The following is a 19,125-nucleotide window of genomic DNA, read 5'->3' on the forward strand; positions in this document are numbered from 1 at the left end:
ATGATGATATCGACCTTCAAATTGAGGTCTTTTTTGAGAACGAAAAAATCTACGAGCGAGATTTTGTTCAAAAGGGAAGAGACAGGGTCAGAGTTCATCGCTTTGAGGTGATCTCGCCGAAATTGTGGTTTCCAAATGGTTATGGTGAACCCTCACTTTACACAGCCCGGATTAAATTGTCAAAAGATGGAGTAATCCTTGATGAAGTTATAAAAAAATTTGGAATAAGGACAGTTAGGTTGCTACAGGAAAGCGATGACGAAGGTGAAAGTTTTATCTTTGAAATAAACGGCGAAAAAATTTTTTGTAAAGGAGCAAATTGGATCCCTGCCGATTGTTTTTTGCCGAGAGTTAAAAATGAAGATTACGATGCTCTTCTTGGAATGGCTAAAGAGTCTAATTTGAATATGTTAAGGGTCTGGGGTGGGGGAGTTTACGAGAGTGATTATTTTTATGATAAATGTGATGAGCTTGGTATAATGATTTGGCAGGATTTTATGTTCGCATGCGCAAGTTATCCGGAGCATGATGACTTTATTCAAAATGTTAAAAATGAAGCAATTCAAATTGTAAAAAGGTTGAGAAATCATCCTTCAATTGTTATCTGGTGTGGGAATAATGAAAATGAGTGGATTTGGGTGGACAAAACTAAAAAGCATCCCGATGAAATGCCCGGGGCAATGATATTTAGCGGTGTGTTAAAGCAAATTTGTCAAGAATATGATGGGACAAGACCTTATTGGCGAAGTTCCCCGTGGGGTAAGGATTATCCAAATTCTGAAACGGATGGAAATCATCATCAATGGAAAGTGTGGAGTCATTGGGTTGATTATAGAGATTACGAAAAAGTCAAAGCAAGGTTTATAACTGAATTTGGTTTTCAAGCCCCACCGCACCCGGAAACGCTTAAGGAAGTTTTGAAACCAGAAAATAGGAATTTTAACTCCTTGTCAATCCAACACCATAATAGGCAGGAAGATGGGATACCTCGACTTTTCAAATTTTTGTCCTCACATCACAAGGTTACATCTGATTTTGAAGATTTAATCTACAGGATGCAATTGAATCAGGCTGAAGCAATTAAGTTTGCTGTTGAGAACTGGCGAATCAGAAAATTTAAAACCGCTGGGGCTTTGTTCTGGCAATGGAATGACTGTTGGAATGTGATAAGCTGGTCAGCGATTGATTACAGAAAAAAACCAAAAGCGTTGTATTACTACGCTCGAAAATTTTTTAATCCAGTTATCGTTGTTGTTAAAAGATTTGATGACAAGATAAAAATTTTTGTTGTGAACGATCTTTTGTCCCCAGTTGAAGGAAATTTAATAGTAAATACATTCACAACTTATGGAGTTAAAAAATTTGAGCGGAAAGTTCCTGTAATTGTTGAGAAAAATTCCACCGCAATTGTATTGGATGAGGAGATTTCAAATTTAAACATCGCCAAGCTGGGGACGGATTATATCTATGTGAAGCTTGAATCAAATGGCAAAGTGATCGCTGAAAATTCGCTTTTCTTAGTTGAACCCAAATTTTTGGAGCTCAAAGGATTGGGCTTTACATATAAAATTTCAAAGATTGGTGAGGCAGAGTATATCTTGAGGATGAAATCAAAAATTTTGCTTAAGTCTGTCTTTATTTATTTCGAAGGGATCGAGGCAAAATTAAGCGATAACTTCTTTGACCTTCATCCAGATAGTACAATTGAGATAAAAATAAATTCGAATGAATCTTTACACAAGCTTATAAACTCAATTAAAATAAAAACGCTAACATAAAAATTGGGGGGACAAACCTGTCCCCCTCAAAATTAATAAGCAAACACAAATGAACTTGGTATTATGCCAGCCTGAAATTTCTTAATAAATTTCCCACTTAAATCGTAGATATAAACCTCGCCCTTTTGAACATAATCTTTTGCATCAGAGCAATATAATAGTTTATTCAAGGGATCAAAACCAAGCGAGTAAAAATTCCCCTGAATGAAATTTTCATTTTTTTCTTTCGTTTTTAAATTTATCCTTGCAATGTTTCCATTTTTAATTGTGTAAGCAAAATCATCAACAATTAAAAGTCGTGACGGATGTCCACCTATTAAAATTGAATCAACGACCGAATCAGAGTTAACATCTATCGCAAATAGCTTTCCATCTGTATCATCATTTGGATTCTGCCAGTCGCCGTAAGAACCATAGCACAAAACCCATAACCTTCCAAGTTGATCAACCGCAAATGCATCTGGACCATCCCCGACATTTATCGTTTTCCTGACCTTATTCGTAGCTGGATCAATTATAGAAACAGTTTTACCATAACCAAAACCAGAATTTGCTACATAAATTTTACCGTTGATTGAGTAAATCCCCGTTGGGTTATTTCCAACCTTTATCGTGTCAACGAGGATTGAGTATGTTGTTAAATCGATCACCGTTACAGCATTTCTATATAGGTTTGTCACATAACCTTTATTCCCAAGCAATGTAATTTTATATGGGCTTGCCTGCGGAAGAAGAACGGTTGCAAGTGATCTATGCGTTTTTGACTCTATCACCTCTATTTTATCAGAGTTATTAACAACTATATAAACTTTTCTTCCATCGCTGCTTATCACTATATCATTTCCCGTATCACCAAGTTCTCTCCCGTTGACCTGTGAAAATACATCCTCGTAAACACGATTTGAATCGGGGATATAGTAACTTAAAGTTGAGTTGTTTCTCCCAAAATTTCCCTCATTTAAGACATATACTCCCTTAAGAGTTGGTATCTCACCTGTGATAGTTTCGCTCTTCTTGCAGCCGACGAGAAACAGAGAAATTGTAAAGAATAGAGCCAAGATAAATTTAAATTTTCTCATTTTATCTCTCCTTTTTGTTTTTGTTTATTTTTTATGGCAAGGGAAAGCTCAATTAAAAAACTTCTTAATGGCATCGGATATCCAACCATCGTTTCATAGTTTTCGTTGAAAAGATTCTTAACACTGAATTTTATCCCCCCATCAAAAAATTGATTCCCGTAAGTTATTCCACAAGTTAGATCAACGACGAAATAAGGTTGAAGCCCTCTGTCATTTGTCTCTGTTGTGTATCTTAATCCAACATAATTTGCTTGAACAAGAAGGAATAATTTACCAAGCGACAGTTCGGTTCTGATGTTGCCTGTTGAGTTGGGTATGTAAATTAGATATTTATTTTGAGTGGCGTCATCTTGGGCTCTTTTATTTTTTCTAATGCTTTTAGCAATTGAAAAATTTCCAGAAATGGTTAATTTGTTAAATAAATTCACATCTCCAGAAACTTCAATGCCACTTGAATTAACATGGTCTATGTTTATCGGTTTCCAAATGTTTTGGTTTTCCTGAGACGGTAGCCAAACTATTCTATCTTTGATGTCGATATTGAAAAATGAAATTTCGATTTTTAACCCAGATGAACTTTTTCTCTCTGGCTCTACAATCATTATAAGTCCAGCATCATACCCTTTTGATTCTTCTGGTTTAAGGTTTTTATTTCCGCTTCCAGGCCAATAGAGGTCATTGAAGGTTGGGGCTCTAAAACCGGTGCCGTAGCTAAACTTTAGATTTAAAGATGGTTTCTTTAAAATTTGAGAGTTGATCCCAAGTTTATAAACAATTTTATTTCCGAAATCAGAAAAATAATCATTTCTTAACATCGGGTAAATTTTTACCTCGGGGAGGAATCCCGGGTTAATTTTCCCCTCACCGCTCAAAAAGAATGCGAGGTTAAATCTTTTTGCCCTTCCGAATGAATTTCCCTCTGCCATTCCGAGTGATGTTTCAACCCCAGAAGATAAAATAAGGTTTGAATTTGGGGCGAAGATCGTATTTAAATTTGCGGTGTAAAATAAATTATGAGAGTAACTGTCAATACCTGATCCAGCGATAAGTAGATCGTTATTGATATAACGCAAATATGAGTTTTTAAACATTAAGGTTCCCTTTAAAATAAAAGATGATAGCGTTTTGGATGTTGATATTAAAAGGTTGAAATCTTCATCAAGCTGAGTAGCGGTACTCGATGGATCATACTTTGTGACCTGGGCGGGGATTCCACGATTTGACCTGATGTAAAAAGTTGAAAACATAAAATTGTCGTTCGAAATGTTGAGATATAAATCAGAAATGTTAAAGTGAGCATTTTTCCTTTTTAAAATCAGGTATTTATCGGCAAGTTTATATTTGTATTTGAAACTCCCAGGACCATAAGTTCTTGAAAAGGAAGAAAAGTAGGAGAGAGTTTTAAGGGTTCCAGAGACATTTGTGTTCAATTTCTTTAATCCAAACGAATCAAAAGCAAAATTGATTTCAGCGATTTTGTTCTCGTTTTCTCTTCGAGTAATTATATTAACAACCCCGCCAACCGCATCAGCTCCATAAAGGGAAGATAAATTTGAATGGATGATTTCAATTCTTTCGATCACATGGCTCGGCATTAAACTTAGGTCAAAGATCCCGTTTTGATAACTTGATATTCGCATTCCGTTCAGAAGAAAAACGGTATGCTCAGACCCGGTTCCGCGAAGTGAGATGGTTTTAAGCACTGCTGGGGTTCCACCGTAGTCTCTGACATATATTGAGGTTGTGTTTTTTAAAATATCGGTTAAGGAAATTGAAGAAGTTTTCTTAATCGTTTCTATGTTTACTATCTCAACAAAACTTGAAATTTCTGCTGTGTTTGCCTGGTATCTTGTGGCTGTGACTGTAACTTCATTAAACTTGATTACGCGACTCGAAAGTTGAATAAATAACAGTGTATCTGATAAAATTTTGAATGTTTTCTCAAATTGATTATAGCCCAAATGTTTCGTAATAATTTTAACTTCCCCAGGATTGATTTTGAAGCTGAAGAAACCAAGAGAATCAGATATTGTTGTTTTGAAGGAGTTGTTTTGGATTAATTCAATGAGTGAATTTTTAACAGGGTTATGTTCTTCGTCGATTATGTAGCCTTTTAGGATAATTTCTTGCGCAAAAATTCTTGAAAAAAGCAGCGTTAATATCAGAATAGCTCTAAGCATTGGTTCGCTTTATTAAGTTTAAAATAAAAAACCCAACCAACTCCCAGGAAAAACCCCGAGAGAAGGTTGGGTTGAGAAATTCAAAACTTGTTTCTTTTTGAATCCTCAACCTCCCCTCGGAGGTTTTGGATTCCCGTGGATTCTGGCAGGTCTCCTGGCTTTCCCGAAACTTCAGCTTGCCTTCCCATTCCCATTTAGGGAACAGTGGCTTTAGCGCTGTATTAAGCGCATTGCTGAAGTTTTATTTTACGGGATCACAGTTGCGGGGCAGCGCCGGATTTTCACCGGACTTCCCTTTTAACCCCTTTAAGGGGGCCAGAATCCCAATGTTAAAGAACGAGCGCGCCCGGCAGGACTCGAACCTGCAACCCACGGCTTAGAAGGCCGTTGCTCTATCCGTTGAGCTACGGGCGCGGGGTGAAACTTTGTGTAAATATAAAATTTTTGATGGAATAAATCAAATTTTTGAAAGATTTCATGGCTCCCTTTTAAAAAGAATATACCTTCTGACATTTATCAACTCTTTAAATCCAGCTTCAAGGAGAAGATGTTTCGTAGATTCAAATTCATGTTGTTTATTTTGTAAATCTCGGGCTGTTCGCTCTACTATGACGATCGGATTTCGTAAATTGTGGAGATAATTTTTTATAATTTGATGCTTGCCCCTTGGAATTTCTATCCACTTTATTAAGCCCGAAAGCTTGCGGTATGAGTAAAATGTCAATTGGGGGTTCATCCCAGCCGTCGAGTGTTTTGTGTGAAGGTAAAGAACTGTGTCAACCTTTGAACTATCTATAAAACTGCAAACCTTTTCAGCGCCATCATTGTATCTTTCATAATCTATGAAGAATTCCGTCTTTAAAATTGAAAATAAACCAACGCCAATAGCCATTACATAAACAAACTTTACAATTTTACCCGATTCAATTTTCTTTAAAACTAAACTCACAACTGACAAAATAAATGGCATTGATAAAGCAAATAGTGCAGTGATGATCAGCGAGTTTAAATCCGCATTGAGCTTTAAAACTTCCTTAACCGCATTTCTTAATTCTTGACTTGACGACCACACAAGCGAAATTAACAAAAGCGAGAGCGGGAAAATCCCTTCTTTTTTATCTATCACTTCTTTTATATAGTTTGCAGAAATTATAACCGCTGGAACAAATAGTGGAAGAACATAGTTGGGTATTTTTGTTTTTGAAAGCGAGATGATAAAAAATTCGCTCCAAAACCACGAGTGAATTAAAATCTTTTGGCTGTCAATTTTCTTTAAGTGTTTGACATTTTTAATTAAATCGATGAAAACAAGTATCGATGGGGGAAATTGAACAATTAACTGATTCAGAATGTAAAAGTAGCCAAGCTCAGGGATGTTCTCCTCAACGCCTTCAGTTAATCTTTCAATTATGTGAAATTTAAAGAATGTATTTATAAAATCCTCGCCGTGGGCTGTAAGCATATAAACATGCCATGGCAAGGCTATAAGAAGCCCTATTGAAGTTAAAGTGATCAATTGAAGACAGGCTTCTTTAAATTTGACCCTGCCGGTTAGATACATTGTGAATAGAAAAAACGCAAGTGTTATGGGAACGAAAAAGCCGACAATTATTTTTGTCATCAGGGCAAGCCCCAAAGCAAAAGAAGATAAATACAGGTGAAATTTTTTACCGTTTAAAAACTCAAGATAAAAGTAAAGGGAGAGCGTTATAAAAAATATGTATGGGATGTCAAGCTGTGCCTGCCTTGAGTAAAAGTTAACCAGATAAATTGAGCCTATAAAAGGTATTGTTAAAAAGCTTGATTGATGATCGAAAAATTTCCTTGCCATCAAATATGTAAGCAGAACGATTAGTGAACCAAATAAAGCTGAGAAAAATCTCGTTGTAAATTCTGAGATGCCGAAGATCTTGTATAAAATCGTGGTCAGCCAGATGAACAAAGGCGGATGTGCTGATGAATATAATCCTCCCACGGCATAATTTGTTTGGTCAATCCATTCGTTGAAGTAATAGATGGCTTTCGCACGAACCCCGTAAAGGGATTCATCCCACATTTGAAGCTCTTTGAAGCCAAGATTATAAAATCTGTGGAGCAAAAAGAAAAGAAGTAAGAGAATAATTAACAGTCTTGCAAATTTTCTGGTTTCTTCCAATTTTATTTCATGATTTTAAATTATGTTTTGAGCAACGCATCGACAAAAACTTCTGGATCAAACGGTTGAAGATCATCGATATCTTCTCCAACCCCTATAAATTTAACAGGTATTTTCAGTTCATTTGCGATTGCAAATACGACACCGCCTTTTGCCGTTCCATCAAGTTTTGTGATGATTAAACCAGTTACTCCAACAGCTTGTTTAAATTGTCTCGCTTGTTGAATTGAGTTTTGACCAGTGGTCGCATCAAGCACAAGCCATACTTCATGGGGTGCTTCGGGGATTACCTTCTGCATTACTTTTTTAACTTTTTTAAGTTCCTCCATTAAATTTGTCTTGGTATGAAGTCGCCCAGCGGTATCAACTAAAACAACATCAATATTCCGTGCAACTGCCGATTTAAGGGTGTCAAATACGACAGCCCCTGGATCAGCTCCCTTTTGTTGTTGGATTATATCAACCCCAGCTCTTTCTGCCCATATCTCAAGTTGTTCGTTTGCAGCCGCCCTGAACGTATCGGCTGCGCCAATTAAAACTTTTTTGCCGCGGGATTTATAATTATAAGCGAGCTTGCCGATGGTTGTCGTTTTTCCAACGCCATTGACGCCAACGATCATTATAACAAATGGTTTTACCCCTTCTGGGATTAAGAACGGATCGAGATCTTTAGAGTCGCAAGTGGATTTTAAAATTTTGTAAAGTTCATCTTTTAAAATTGTGAGAACATCGTTTACCTCGTTTATCCTTTCAATTTTTAGCCTTTCTTTTAAGTTTGAAATTATTTTATCTGTCATATCAACCCCAACATCGGCTGAAATTAAAATTTCTTCCAGATTAGTGAAAAAGTTCGCATCAATTGCTCTCGTTGTTCCAAATAAATTTAAAATTTTCCCAAGAAGATCATTTCTTGTCCTTGTTAAACCATCTTTGATCTTTTTTAAACTAAGTTTGTCCAGAATTCCCATATTCCCCACAGAGCGAGTTTATTTTTCAGGTTCTTAGATTGACATTTTTTAAATGTTCGAAAAATCTTTTGCCATAAACATAAAGCGAAAGAAAAATCATTGCCAAACTTGCCGTGATTAAAATGTCCATGATAAAACCCTTTGCCTTGAACATGGCAAAGGCGATGACAATTGCAATTGATGTTACGGTGTATTTACCAATTTTATTTGATGGCAGAACAAATTTTATTCGTGTGCTTAAATAGGCACCCGCAGATAGTATTAACAAATCACGCCCGATGACTACGCCGACATACCATGCTGGTAGATCACCCTGTTGCACCAAACTTAAAACAATTGCTCCAACGCAAACTTTATCAGCAAGTGGATCGATTATCTTTCCAAACTCCGTAATTTGATTATACTTCCTTGCAAAATATCCATCTGCTAAATCAGTCAAATAAAGCATCAACATAAAAAGCATCGATATTGCACGATTGAAAGAAAGATGTAAGCCGTATGCATCAAAAAGAATAATTCCAGATTCCTTAGTTAAAAAGTAAATCGCTGGGATTAAAATTATAAATCTACTGAAACTTAAAAAATTCGAGATGTTTAAAATTTTTTTATTCATCTCAATCAAACCTTTCGGTTGCTTCTTTGATGTTTAATTCATGTTCATATTTTTCGGGTTTTTCTTCAGTTGAAGTTGGATAATTACCCGTGAAGCAGGCTGTGCAAAAACTTAGGTGTTTCGGTGCCGATTCCAAAAGTTTTTCAACAGATAAATATCCAAGTGTTTCAACGCCAAGCTCTTTCCTTATCGCTTCAATATCTCCGTTTAATCTTGACGCTATTAATTCTTCTTGGCTTGGGAAATCCATCCCATAGTAACATGGAAATTTGATCGGAGGTGAAGCAACTCTGAAATGAACTTCTCTTGCCCCAGCTTCTTTGATAAGTTTTACAAGCGCCTTCGATGTCGTCCCACGCACTATTGAGTCGTCAACTATTACAACACGCTTGTTTTCAAGAACTCCCTTGACAGTATTAAACTTTACCTTTACATTTAACTCTCTCATATTCTGTTGTGGTTGAATAAATGTTCTGCCAACATAATGACTTCTTATCAAGCCAATTTCAATTTTAACATTGTTCCCAAGTTTGTTGCTTTCAGTAACAAATCCAAGGGTCGCTGTATTACTTGAGTCGGGCACATTGATTACAATTACCTTGTCATCTTCAGTTGATTTGGGAGCGGGATGTTCATGTGCAAGCAATTTTCCAAGTTTTCGCCTCACTTTATCAACATTTTCACCAAAAATTTTACTGTCGGGTCGTGAGAAATAAATAAATTCAAAAATGCAGAACGCCTGTCTTTCAACTTTCTTCTCTATCCAATACGATTTCAAATTTCCAGTCCTTATCACTTCATCGTCAATGACAAGCATTTCACCAGGCAAAACATCGCGCACGTATTTTGCTTCAATCAGATCAAAAGCACATGTTTCTGATGCAACGACATAAGCTCCATCGGGCATAATACCGACTGAGAGAGGTCTAAATCCATACGGGTCACGAATCGCTATAAGCTTGTCATCTGTGAGAATAACAAGGGAATATGCCCCTTCAATTTGATTTAATGATTCTTTTATCTGCTCAATTTGATCTTCCCTTTGGCTTTTTGCAATTAAGTGTAAAATAATTTCCGTATCAGTTGAAGACTGGAAAATTGTTCCCTCCAATTGAAGTTTATTTCGCAAAGTTCGTGTGTTGGTCAAATTCCCATTATGTGCAATTGCAAGATTTCCACCTTTATAATGAACAACAAAGGGCTGAATGTTTGCTTTGTTTGAGGCGCCAGTGGTTGAATAACGATTATGTCCAATTGCTGATGTTCCTCTAAGATATTCGTTAATTATTTTTTCGTCTTTAAAAACATCGGCAACAAGTCCAAGGCCCTTGTGGAAATTAAATTTAACTTTTCCACTTAATTCATCTCTTTCGCATGTAACAATCCCTGTTGATTCCTGTCCTCTATGCTGAAGCGCATAAAGCCCATAATAGGTCATCAACGCAGCTTGAGGATGTCCATAAATTCCAAATATACCGCACACATTAAATCACTCCTTTATTTCCAATCCTTATATGGTTCGAAAAAATCCATGGTTTCTCATTATGCCGAGCTTCAACTCTATAAACCCCTGTCTCTCCGACTTCATATGTTAACCTGTCTCCATAAATTTTAGTCATAACTTCACCGTTTCTTAGTAAAATTATTTCTCCTGGTCGGGGCAAAAGTACATTTAATTTAATTGGTTTATCATCAATTTCAATATAATCTCCCATTTGAAAAATTTCACCATTTCTCTCAGCGAAAAATCTGAAGCCCTTGGGGTCAGCAAAATATGCATAGGCGACAAAACATCGCCCGTTTTCAATTGCTGAAAAAATTTTTTGTTTGTAAAGTTCAAAATTTTCCTTTTTGCTTTTATCTATGGGTTCATCAAGTAAAACATGGGTTCTAATCCCTCTGAACATAACTTTATATGGAAATACCTCAACTTCAAACAGTTGCCAAATTTTATATTTATGCCCGTGTGCGTCAACGCCTCCAATTCCAACAACTCTTTTTCTCCTCGCTATTTCATCCCAACGTTTGAGAGTTTCGGGATAAGGACCTTGCAAGGATTTAAGGGGATGGATAAATCTTTGAAATTTATTTTGTTGCGTTAATCCCTCAACCCATTCGGACATATGGTTCCAAATTTCAATCCCTGTAAATTCATCCAAATCCCACTCTTTCCAAGGATATGGGGGATATTCTTCAAAATTGTTTCTTCTTTCATCGGGATGTGCTATTATCCCAATTCCATTTAGAGCTTTAACCTTTTGCACATATTCTTTTGCTGAACTGTTTGGATAGAAAACCTCATCTACCCTGAAAACAAGATAGTGATTTTTATCATTTGGATCATTGAGTTCATAACCAATTATAATCATTGTATCGTTATACCACCCTTCAAAGCCATCATGCTTGGGTTTTAAAGTGTTGTGATCTGTCATCATCACAAAGTCAAGTCCAAGTTCACTTGCAGCTTTCGCTATCTCAGGGATTGTTCCAGTTCCATCTGAATAGATGGAGTGAACATGAACTACGCCAACATATTCAAACATTTATTTAAGAAATTTTATTGTAAACAAAGTTTACAAATTTAAAAACCTCCCACTGTGGGGAGGAACAGGATAAAGATAAGATTTTTAAATTGAACAACAAAAAGGAAAAGGATTTTCCTTGGATGTTCTTACTTTTGGAAAGCAAATTTATCGCTTAAGATATTTTTTTCAACAATATCGTCAGTTTTTATAATTTCAACGCCTTCAGTTTTCCATTTCTCGATAAGTTGCTTCCCTCGATCTTCATAAATTGGTTTTGCTGCATCTTCAACGAGATAAATTTTATATTTTCCTCTCTTCAAAAATCCTTCTATCGCATAAGCATCACACACATCAAGTGCCACACCGAAGACGACAATTTCTTTAGGGTTTATAATTTCAAGAACAGGATCAACATTTGGATTTGAAAACACATCAAATTTCTGTTTTCTAAAAATTATTTCGCCCTTATGATCTCGTATCATCTTTTCGAGTTCTTCTTTTGAAAGGGGAGAACTATCTATATACAGCGGGTTCAATGGTTTCGTTGCGTCAATTCTTTCCCAGCCTGATGTATTCTGCAAACAATGAGGTGGGAAGGTATTTAAATAATCAGGATTATCGGAAATTTCCTCATCTTGTAGAGTATGATAGTCAGCCGAACCCATGATTTGAATTTCATTTTTTCTGGCATAGTTGTAAAGCTTTTCGAGATTTGGAATTATCTCTTCAGCATTCGGCACATAAAGTTTCCCATCTTTCATCATGAAGTCATATTGTGTATCAACATCCCAGAAGATGAGCTCTCTAATCATGGCGCACCTCCGTGTTTATTTTTGCTAAATCTTTCAAAATTAAAAACATAATGAAGTTTCTTTGCGTTTCATTTATGCTTTCATTCTCATTCCACGTTCCTCACGGTCAAGTATCCAACCTGCGAGTTTCCCTTCATTGATTGTCTTAAAGTCTTCCCAATAATCTTTTGTTCTAACAGCTCTTGAACTTGTATCACCTGGAGGAATTAATTGAGTTTCCTTTATTATCTGCTCAAATCTTCTTTTCCAGACCTCCATATTTTCAACTCTTAGATCAACCCAGCCATCGTAAGCCCAGTGATTGATTTTTTCAGGAGTTATTTCAACTGTGTTTTCTCCTCGGTATGGCGGGATTTTAATTTCATTACCACGAATAAGAGTCTCACCATCTGGCATTAAAATTGGAATTCCTATCGAGATGATCTGCGCTCTTAACTTTTTATTCGACTTTATAATTTCTGCGCATTTTTGGCTCATATCTTTTGGATCTTGTTTAACAGCATTTTCCATGCTCCCGTAGGCAAGTTTCAAGAGATGCGCTTCATATAAAAGTTTCGATAATCTTGGAGGACCAAGTAATTCAAAAGCTATACTTTCAACATTATATTGTTTTTCAAGTTCTCGCATCTTTTTTAAAGCAAATTCGGTCAAAAATCCAGCTCTGTAAGTTGGTTCAAGGGTTGCGTGATCAAGCGCATTTATGATATCATGCCCTGTATTTCCTCCCTTTATTTCAAAGATGACGGTTTCGGCAATCTCTTCAGGTGTTACATATTCCATCTGCCCAGGTGTTGAAAGTGTTTCAAATTCAGCTCTTGAGAAAAGTCCGTTTTCCCCAGTATCAATGAAAACAGATTTTAGAGTTTCGTTAAGTTTTTCAAAATTATTCTCAGTAATTCTTAATTCAAGCGTTCCCTTTAACTTAAATGCTTTATCGGGTGGGCAGTCGATAAGTTCAACAGGTTTGCCTTGAAATTTTATCTCTCCAAATCCAATTTTTTTCCACGCAATTGCTGCGGTTGGCTTTATTTCTTTTGTTATCGGTGCATCTGGTGTTCTCCCCATGAGGAAAAGTAAAAGTGTATGAGCGCCCGCAACAGCTGATTTACTTAACAAAACCCTCGAGGGTCTTTCCTCACTGTGTGTATATGGGATATTTAGCCCCATTCCACCTGTACCGCTCGTCCCAATTTTGACATAAATTTTTGTTCCAACCTCCTGCATCGATCGATAAAGTATTTGAACATGCTTTATTATTTGAGGAATGTAAAGGGTCGCAAGCAACCTTTCTGTTAGTTCAATTAGATTTTCTTTTTCCTTCTTTCCATCACTGTTTTTGAATTTGTCAATTGAATTTAGAACTTCGGTCGCTATTGTGAAGATGTTTTGGTATGCAATTGCAGTGGCGGTATTGATACAATCGATGACAATTTCAGGTGCAAATTGATTTAACAGTTTGTAAAGTGCTGAGTGTTTTAAGGTTTCATCAGTGAGCTCGCCGATTATGTCATTAATTAAGATTCTTCTGCGCTCGGGGTCTGATAAAATTTCTTCTCTGCTCATATCTTTAAATTCATCCCTTACAAAAATATTTCCCCACCATGGTATGAAGAAGTTATCACCTAATTCGGGGAATTCTTCTTTTAACTTTGCAACTGCTTCTTCAGCTTCCCACTGTTTGAGGGAAGCTATGATTATGTTCTTAGGTTTTTCTTGAACTATTCTCCTGGCTATGGCGGAACCAACAAGGCCCCAGGCTCCTAGGATAAGGACTGTTTTTCCTTTGATGTCCATAGGTGGGAATGTTTTTTAGTTTTTGTTGCATATTAATTTAGTTAGCCAAGATAAAATTTCCAAAGTTTCGTGAACTTGGCACATTTGAAATGAATGATGAATTTTGTAAATTTTTTAAAACTAAAAACATAACAAACAACTTTATGTCAAAGCTGGCGAAATTTATCGCTGGGATTTCATTTACTTTAATCGTTCTTTTAATTGCTGTGATTATTTTATCTTACAAACTTGTTACAAGATCGCACCCACAAATTGATGGGGAACTAAAATCACATCTTTTGATCGACTCCGTCTATATTTACAGGGATGAGTATGGAATACCTCACATATTCGCAAAAAATGAGCACGACCTTTATTTTGCGCTTGGCTATGTGACCGCACAAGATAGGTTGTGGCAAATGGACCTGTCGAGAAGAATTGCTGCGGGAAGATTATCGGAAATATTCGGGGTTGACGCACTTGAGGTTGATAAACTTTTCAGAACGCTTTCCCTCAATGAAACTGCTAAAAAGATGCAAAAGTATCTCAGTGAAAAGTCGATCGAGATATTGAAATCCTATTCAGATGGTGTTAACTATTTTATACAGACACACAAAGGGAATTATCCCATTGAATTTAAATTGCTGAAATATGAACCTGAAGAATGGAGCATAACCGACTGCCTTTTAATTACAAGGCTAATTGCGTGGCAGTTGAATTTTGCTTGGCTGACTGAGCCAGTTTTTTCAGAGATTTTATCGAAAGTGGGTGAGGAAAAGTTTAGAAAGATAGTCCCTCAATATCCTGAAAACGCACCGCTTATAATTAAAAAGTATGTTCCGCCATCGAGTAAGTTTGTTGAAGCGAATATGCGATTTAGAGAAATGTTTGGGATGCTTTCGGATGGGCTTGGGAGCAATTCGTGGGTCGTCTCTGGTGAGAAATCAGCAAGTGGTAAACCAATGCTTGCGAATGATCCACACCTTCCACATTCGCTTCCATCAATATGGTATCAGGTGCACTTGAACAATGGTGGGCTTGATGTGGTTGGCGTTTGTATTCCAGGAACCCCTGGAATAGTTATAGGGCGAAATAATTATATAGCTTGGGGTTTGACAAATGTTATGCTTGATGATACCGATTTTTATATTGAGAAAATTGATTCATCTGGGACAAAGTATCTCTACAACGGCAAATGGGTTCAGCTTACCGAAAGAGAAGAGGAAATAAATGTAAGGGGCAAGGGGAAATATAAATTTAAAGTTCTTTCAACCCATCGTGGTCCGATTATAAGCGATGTGTATAATTTTAGCTTTACAGGGTATGCACGTGATCTTGATTCGAAGTATATCCCTTCACAGGCGGTTTCAATGCAATGGACTGGAAATTTGATCTCAGATGAAGTTCTCGCTTTTTATAAAATTAATCGTGCCAAAAATTGGGAGGAGTTTAAAGAAGGACTTAAGTTCTTTACAGTTCCGGCGCAAAATTTTATCTATGCCGATATATATGGAAATATAGGATACTATTGCGCCGGGAAAATTCCAGTAAGAAAAAATTTAAACCCTTTATTGTTAAATCCAGGTGAGACAAGTGACTTCGATTGGGTTGATTTTGTCCCATTTAATTTGCAACCGAATCTTTTAAATCCACCCGAGAATTTCATAGCAACTGCAAATAATAAAACTGTCCCCGATAATTATCCTTACTACATAAGCTATCTGTGGGAGCCAGAATCCAGGGCGATGAGGATTAATGAATTTCTCTCGTCAAAAGGGAAATTAAGTATTGATGATTTTAAATCACTGCAACTTGACTATTTTTCGCATTATGCGCGCGAGTTAACGCCATATATAATCCGTGCTTTTGAAAACATTGACGTTAAAGAAAGTTTAGTAAAAGAGGGACTTGACTATTTAAAAAGGTGGAATTATAATTTTTCTCGTGATGACATAGCGACTACGATTTTTAATGCATTTCTTGTTGAGATGATGAAGAATACATTTGAAGATGAACTTGGGCAGGGACTTTATAAAAAATTTGTGTTTTATTCTGGCATTCCATTAAGAGTTTTGAAACAATTGATAACTGAAAATGATACACTTTGGTTTGATGATGTTAGAACGAAAAATAAAATTGAGACAAGGGATGAAATTATCAGAGAAAGCTTTTTGAAAAGTATGTTTGATTTAAAGAAACAGCTTGGAGATGATATATTAACATGGCACTGGGGAAAAGTTCATAAACTTGAGCTTGTTCATCCACTTGGACTGAGAAAACCACTTGATAAAATCTTTAACCTTGGTCCATTTGAAATTGGGGGAGCGGGGACAACTGTTAATAACGCTGGTTTTAGCCTGTTGAAACCTTTCAATTGCGTCCTTGGTCCATCCATGCGTCAAATTGTTAATTTTTCAGAAAATTTATTATATTCAGTTATACCAGCGGGAGCATCAGGGCAGATTATGAGTCAGTTTTATGATAATCAAACACGGCTTTATTTGAACGGAGAATATGTTAAAATAGAGATGCGCCTGGAGAGCTTAAAAAATAAAAAAACTACTAAGATATTAAAGATTGTTCCGCAGGAATGAAAGGGAAGGGTTCAAATGTTATAATATTTGTCGGTTTGGGGGTAGTTTTCGTAGCGATTTTAGTTTTTTTATTTTTGAAAATTTTAAACGGGAAACATAAATTTTCAGATGAAGAGATCAGTGTTGAAAATCCATCTTATCAAATTGATGTGTTAAATGGATGCGGAGTTGAAGATGTTGCTTTTCAGATAACGCAGTACTTAAGAAGTAAGGGTTTCGATGTTATTGACTATGGGAATTACGATTTGATTGTAAACGAAAGTTTTATCATTGATCATGTTGGCTGGCCAGATACGGCGAAGGTGATAGCAAAAGCACTTGGCATAGATGAAGGTAAAATTGTTCGGTCCAAATCAAATTATTACAATGAATTTACTGTTGTAATAGGCAAAGATTATATCATGTTAAAGCCATTTAAAAACAAAGATGGAGAAAGTTTTTGAGGCCAAAGACACTGGCTAAGCGTGCAGCACTGCTTGCGCTTGAGAAAAAGGCAGAGGATATAGTGATAGCGGATGTAAGAAAGTTAACTACGATTACAGATTTTTTCGTGATATGCTCTGCGGAATCGTCAGTTCAATTAAAGGCGATAGTTGATCACATCGTTGAGGAGCTTGAGAAGAAGGGAATAAAAGCATGGCATGTTGAGGGATATACGAATTTGACATGGGTTTTAATTGATTATGTTGATGTAGTTGTGCATGTATTCTTGAAACCAGCCAGAGAGTTTTATGGACTTGAGAGATTTTGGGGGGATGCAAAGTTTGAGTATATAACTGAAGATAGCGTAAGAAAAAAGGCTAAAACAAAAAAGAGAAGCGATAAGGAAGATGTTTCCATCGGCGAGGGAATATCTAAGGGAAAAACTTAAAACAGCACTCGATAAGCTCGGAATTCAGCTGGACGGAATTGATCTCACATTTGATAAACCTAAAAATGAGCAATTCGGGGATTTTGCAACTAACATTGCGATGTTGATAGCCAAAAAAGTTGGAAAAGCCCCAAGAGAAATAGCTGGTGAAATTGTAGCAAACCTTGATATAGAGCCGGAGTTGATCGAGAAGGTTGAGGTTGCGGGTCCGGGCTTTATAAACTTTAAACTTACCCCCAAGTTTTACATTCGGAGGATTTACGAAATTTTAAATCAAGGTGAAAATTTTGGAAGACTTACGATTGGAAAGGGGAAGAAAGCAAATGTTGAATTTGTGAGCGCGAATCCAACAGGACCGCTTACCGTTGGACACGGCAGAAACGCTGTTCTTGGGGATACGATTGCAAATATACTTGAATGGGTTGGATATGATGTAACGAGGGAATATTACTTCAACAACGCAGGCAGGCAGATGAAAATTCTTGCTGACTCAATTCGCCTCAGATATCTTGAACTGCTTGGTGAGAAAATTGATTATCCAGAGGAATATTATCAGGGTGAGTATATAAAGGATATTGCTAAAATGTTGTTGGAGGAGTATGGGGATTCACTTAAGAACGAAAGCGATTTGAGGATTTTTAAGGAGAAAGGGGAATCCGTTATTTTTGATGACATAAAGAAAACCTTGGAAAGATTGGGAATTAAATTTGACGTGTTCTATAATGAGGATTGGCTTTATGAAAAAAAGATATGGGATGTTGTTTCGGAACTTGAAAAGCTTGGTTATGTTTATGAAAAGGATGGTGCAAAGTGGTTTATGGCTACTAAACTTGGCGGGGAACAGGATAAAGTTCTTGTCAAAAGCACAGGTGAACCGACTTATAGATTACCGGATATAGCGTATCATATTGAGAAATTTAAAAGAGGGTTTGATTTAATAATCGATGTTTTCGGCGCAGACCATATCGCTGAATATCCAGATGTATTAAGGGCGCTTGATGCTTTAGGATACGATATATCGAAAGTCAAGGTGCTAATTTATCAATTCGTCACGATAGTTAAAGATGGCGAAGTTGTTAAGATGTCAACTCGTAAGGCAAATTATATTACACTCGATGAATTAATCGATGAAGTAACCCCAGATGTCGTTAGGTTCTTTTTCTTAAACAGAAGTAGAGACGCCCATTTGAATTTTGATCTAAATCTTGCGAAGAAGCAATCTGAGGAAAATCCAGTTTATTATCTCCAATATGCGCATGCTAGGATAGCAAGTATATTAAGATTTGCAAAGGATTCGGGCATTAAGGTTGAAAAAATAGATAGTGCAAATATTGAGTTGCTTCGTGAAAAAGAAGAGGTTGATCTTGCTAAGTTATTGGGTGAATTTCCAGATGTGGTTGAGGTAGCATATTTAAGTTTGGAACCATTAAAAATTATAAATTACCTTAACGAGGTGGCGGAGGCTTTTCATAGATTTTATCATAGACACAGAGTTGTTAACAGTAGCGACATGGACTTGACATTTGCTCGCCTTTCGCTATGTTTAGCGACAAAAATCGTTATTGCAAATGGACTGAAAATACTTGGAATTTCAAGACCTGAGAAAATGTAAAATTGAGATGACCTTTGATGCTCTTTATTAATTTTAGGTGATAGTTTTGGGTGCGATCTTGAGAGAAGCATCGTGAGCGGGGTGATTTCGGAAATTTTTAGATGTGATAATTTTCGGGCGATTTTTCTTGACTTTAAGAAAATAATTTCCTATTTTAGGATGAAA

At 36.5% G+C, this 19,125-nt stretch carries 14 protein-coding genes, 1 tRNA gene and 1 riboswitch; of the genes, 5 read left to right on the forward strand and 10 right to left on the reverse strand.

All coding sequences use genetic code 11. The annotated features are described in order from the left end of the window. Positions 1-1,778 (forward strand): beta-mannosidase (locus tag AWW78_RS09310; RefSeq protein ID WP_047133510.1); only part of this gene is annotated, 1,778 nt, incomplete at its 5' end. Positions 1,779-1,810: 32 nt separating this feature from the next. Here AWW78_RS09310 and AWW78_RS09315 read toward each other — a convergent pair. The 10 genes from AWW78_RS09315 to AWW78_RS09360 form a co-directional block, all read right to left on the reverse strand. Then, positions 1,811-2,857: a YncE family protein gene (locus AWW78_RS09315; protein ID WP_047133511.1), complete on the reverse strand. Its 1,047-nt coding sequence runs from the start codon at positions 2,855-2,857 to the stop codon at positions 1,811-1,813. Then, positions 2,854-5,037 (reverse strand): TonB-dependent receptor plug domain-containing protein, encoded by a 2,184-nt coding sequence (locus AWW78_RS09320; protein WP_047133512.1) that lies wholly within the window; start codon positions 5,035-5,037, stop codon positions 2,854-2,856. The genes AWW78_RS09315 and AWW78_RS09320 overlap by 4 nt, the downstream gene beginning before the upstream one ends. A gap of 127 nt (positions 5,038-5,164) precedes the next feature. Then, positions 5,165-5,372, reverse strand: a riboswitch (cobalamin riboswitch). Positions 5,373-5,378: 6 nt separating this feature from the next. Then, positions 5,379-5,451, reverse strand: a tRNA-Arg gene (locus AWW78_RS09325). 61 nt (positions 5,452-5,512) lie between these two features. After that, a complete protein-coding gene (locus AWW78_RS09330; protein ID WP_047133513.1) occupies positions 5,513-7,192 on the reverse strand; it encodes an ArnT family glycosyltransferase in 1,680 nt (559 codons plus the stop codon). A 20-nt stretch (positions 7,193-7,212) separates the two neighbouring features. Then, positions 7,213-8,160: a signal recognition particle-docking protein FtsY gene (gene ftsY, locus AWW78_RS09335; RefSeq protein WP_047133514.1), complete on the reverse strand. Its 948-nt coding sequence runs from the start codon at positions 8,158-8,160 to the stop codon at positions 7,213-7,215. Positions 8,161-8,185: 25 nt separating this feature from the next. Further along, a complete protein-coding gene (locus AWW78_RS09340; protein WP_075427281.1) occupies positions 8,186-8,773 on the reverse strand; it encodes a CDP-alcohol phosphatidyltransferase family protein in 588 nt (195 codons plus the stop codon). Between the two features lies 1 nt (position 8,774). Beyond that, a complete protein-coding gene (purF, locus tag AWW78_RS09345; protein ID WP_047133515.1) occupies positions 8,775-10,256 on the reverse strand; it encodes an amidophosphoribosyltransferase in 1,482 nt (493 codons plus the stop codon). Position 10,257: 1 nt separating this feature from the next. Continuing rightward, positions 10,258-11,316 carry a PHP domain-containing protein gene (locus AWW78_RS09350; RefSeq protein ID WP_047133516.1) on the reverse strand — a complete coding sequence of 353 codons (1,059 nt, stop codon included), beginning with the start codon at positions 11,314-11,316 and terminating at the stop codon, positions 10,258-10,260. A gap of 128 nt (positions 11,317-11,444) precedes the next feature. Beyond that, positions 11,445-12,110: a cysteine hydrolase family protein gene (locus tag AWW78_RS09355; RefSeq protein WP_047133517.1), complete on the reverse strand. Its 666-nt coding sequence runs from the start codon at positions 12,108-12,110 to the stop codon at positions 11,445-11,447. 72 nt (positions 12,111-12,182) lie between these two features. Continuing rightward, the gene (locus AWW78_RS09360) at positions 12,183-13,904 is read right to left on the reverse strand and encodes a Rossmann-fold NAD(P)-binding domain-containing protein (protein WP_047133518.1); all 1,722 of its coding nucleotides are present in this window, start codon (positions 13,902-13,904) and stop codon (positions 12,183-12,185) included. Between the two features lie 143 nt (positions 13,905-14,047). Between AWW78_RS09360 and AWW78_RS09365 the strand changes: the two genes are divergently transcribed. Genes AWW78_RS09365 through argS form a run of 4 tightly spaced genes read left to right on the forward strand, consistent with a single transcriptional unit; the run spans position 14,048 to position 18,960 of the window. Continuing rightward, positions 14,048-16,477, forward strand: a complete 2,430-nt coding sequence (locus AWW78_RS09365) for a penicillin acylase family protein (protein WP_047133519.1) — start codon at positions 14,048-14,050, stop codon at positions 16,475-16,477. Continuing rightward, a complete protein-coding gene (locus AWW78_RS09370) occupies positions 16,474-16,920 on the forward strand; it encodes a LytR C-terminal domain-containing protein (protein ID WP_075426247.1) in 447 nt (148 codons plus the stop codon). The genes AWW78_RS09365 and AWW78_RS09370 overlap by 4 nt, the downstream gene beginning before the upstream one ends. After that, complete coding sequence (rsfS, locus tag AWW78_RS09375; protein ID WP_047133520.1) at positions 16,917-17,348, forward strand: ribosome silencing factor; 432 nt, start codon at positions 16,917-16,919, stop codon at positions 17,346-17,348. Before AWW78_RS09370 ends, rsfS begins: the two co-directional genes overlap by 4 nt. Then, a complete protein-coding gene (argS, locus tag AWW78_RS09380; RefSeq protein ID WP_047133521.1) occupies positions 17,308-18,960 on the forward strand; it encodes an arginine--tRNA ligase in 1,653 nt (550 codons plus the stop codon). Before rsfS ends, argS begins: the two co-directional genes overlap by 41 nt. The last annotated feature ends 165 nt before the right edge of the window (positions 18,961-19,125 follow it).

The sequence above is a fragment of the Candidatus Kryptonium thompsonii genome (assembly GCF_001535985.1).
Taxonomy (GTDB): domain Bacteria; phylum Bacteroidota; class Ignavibacteria; order Kryptoniales; family Kryptoniaceae; genus Kryptonium; species Kryptonium thompsonii.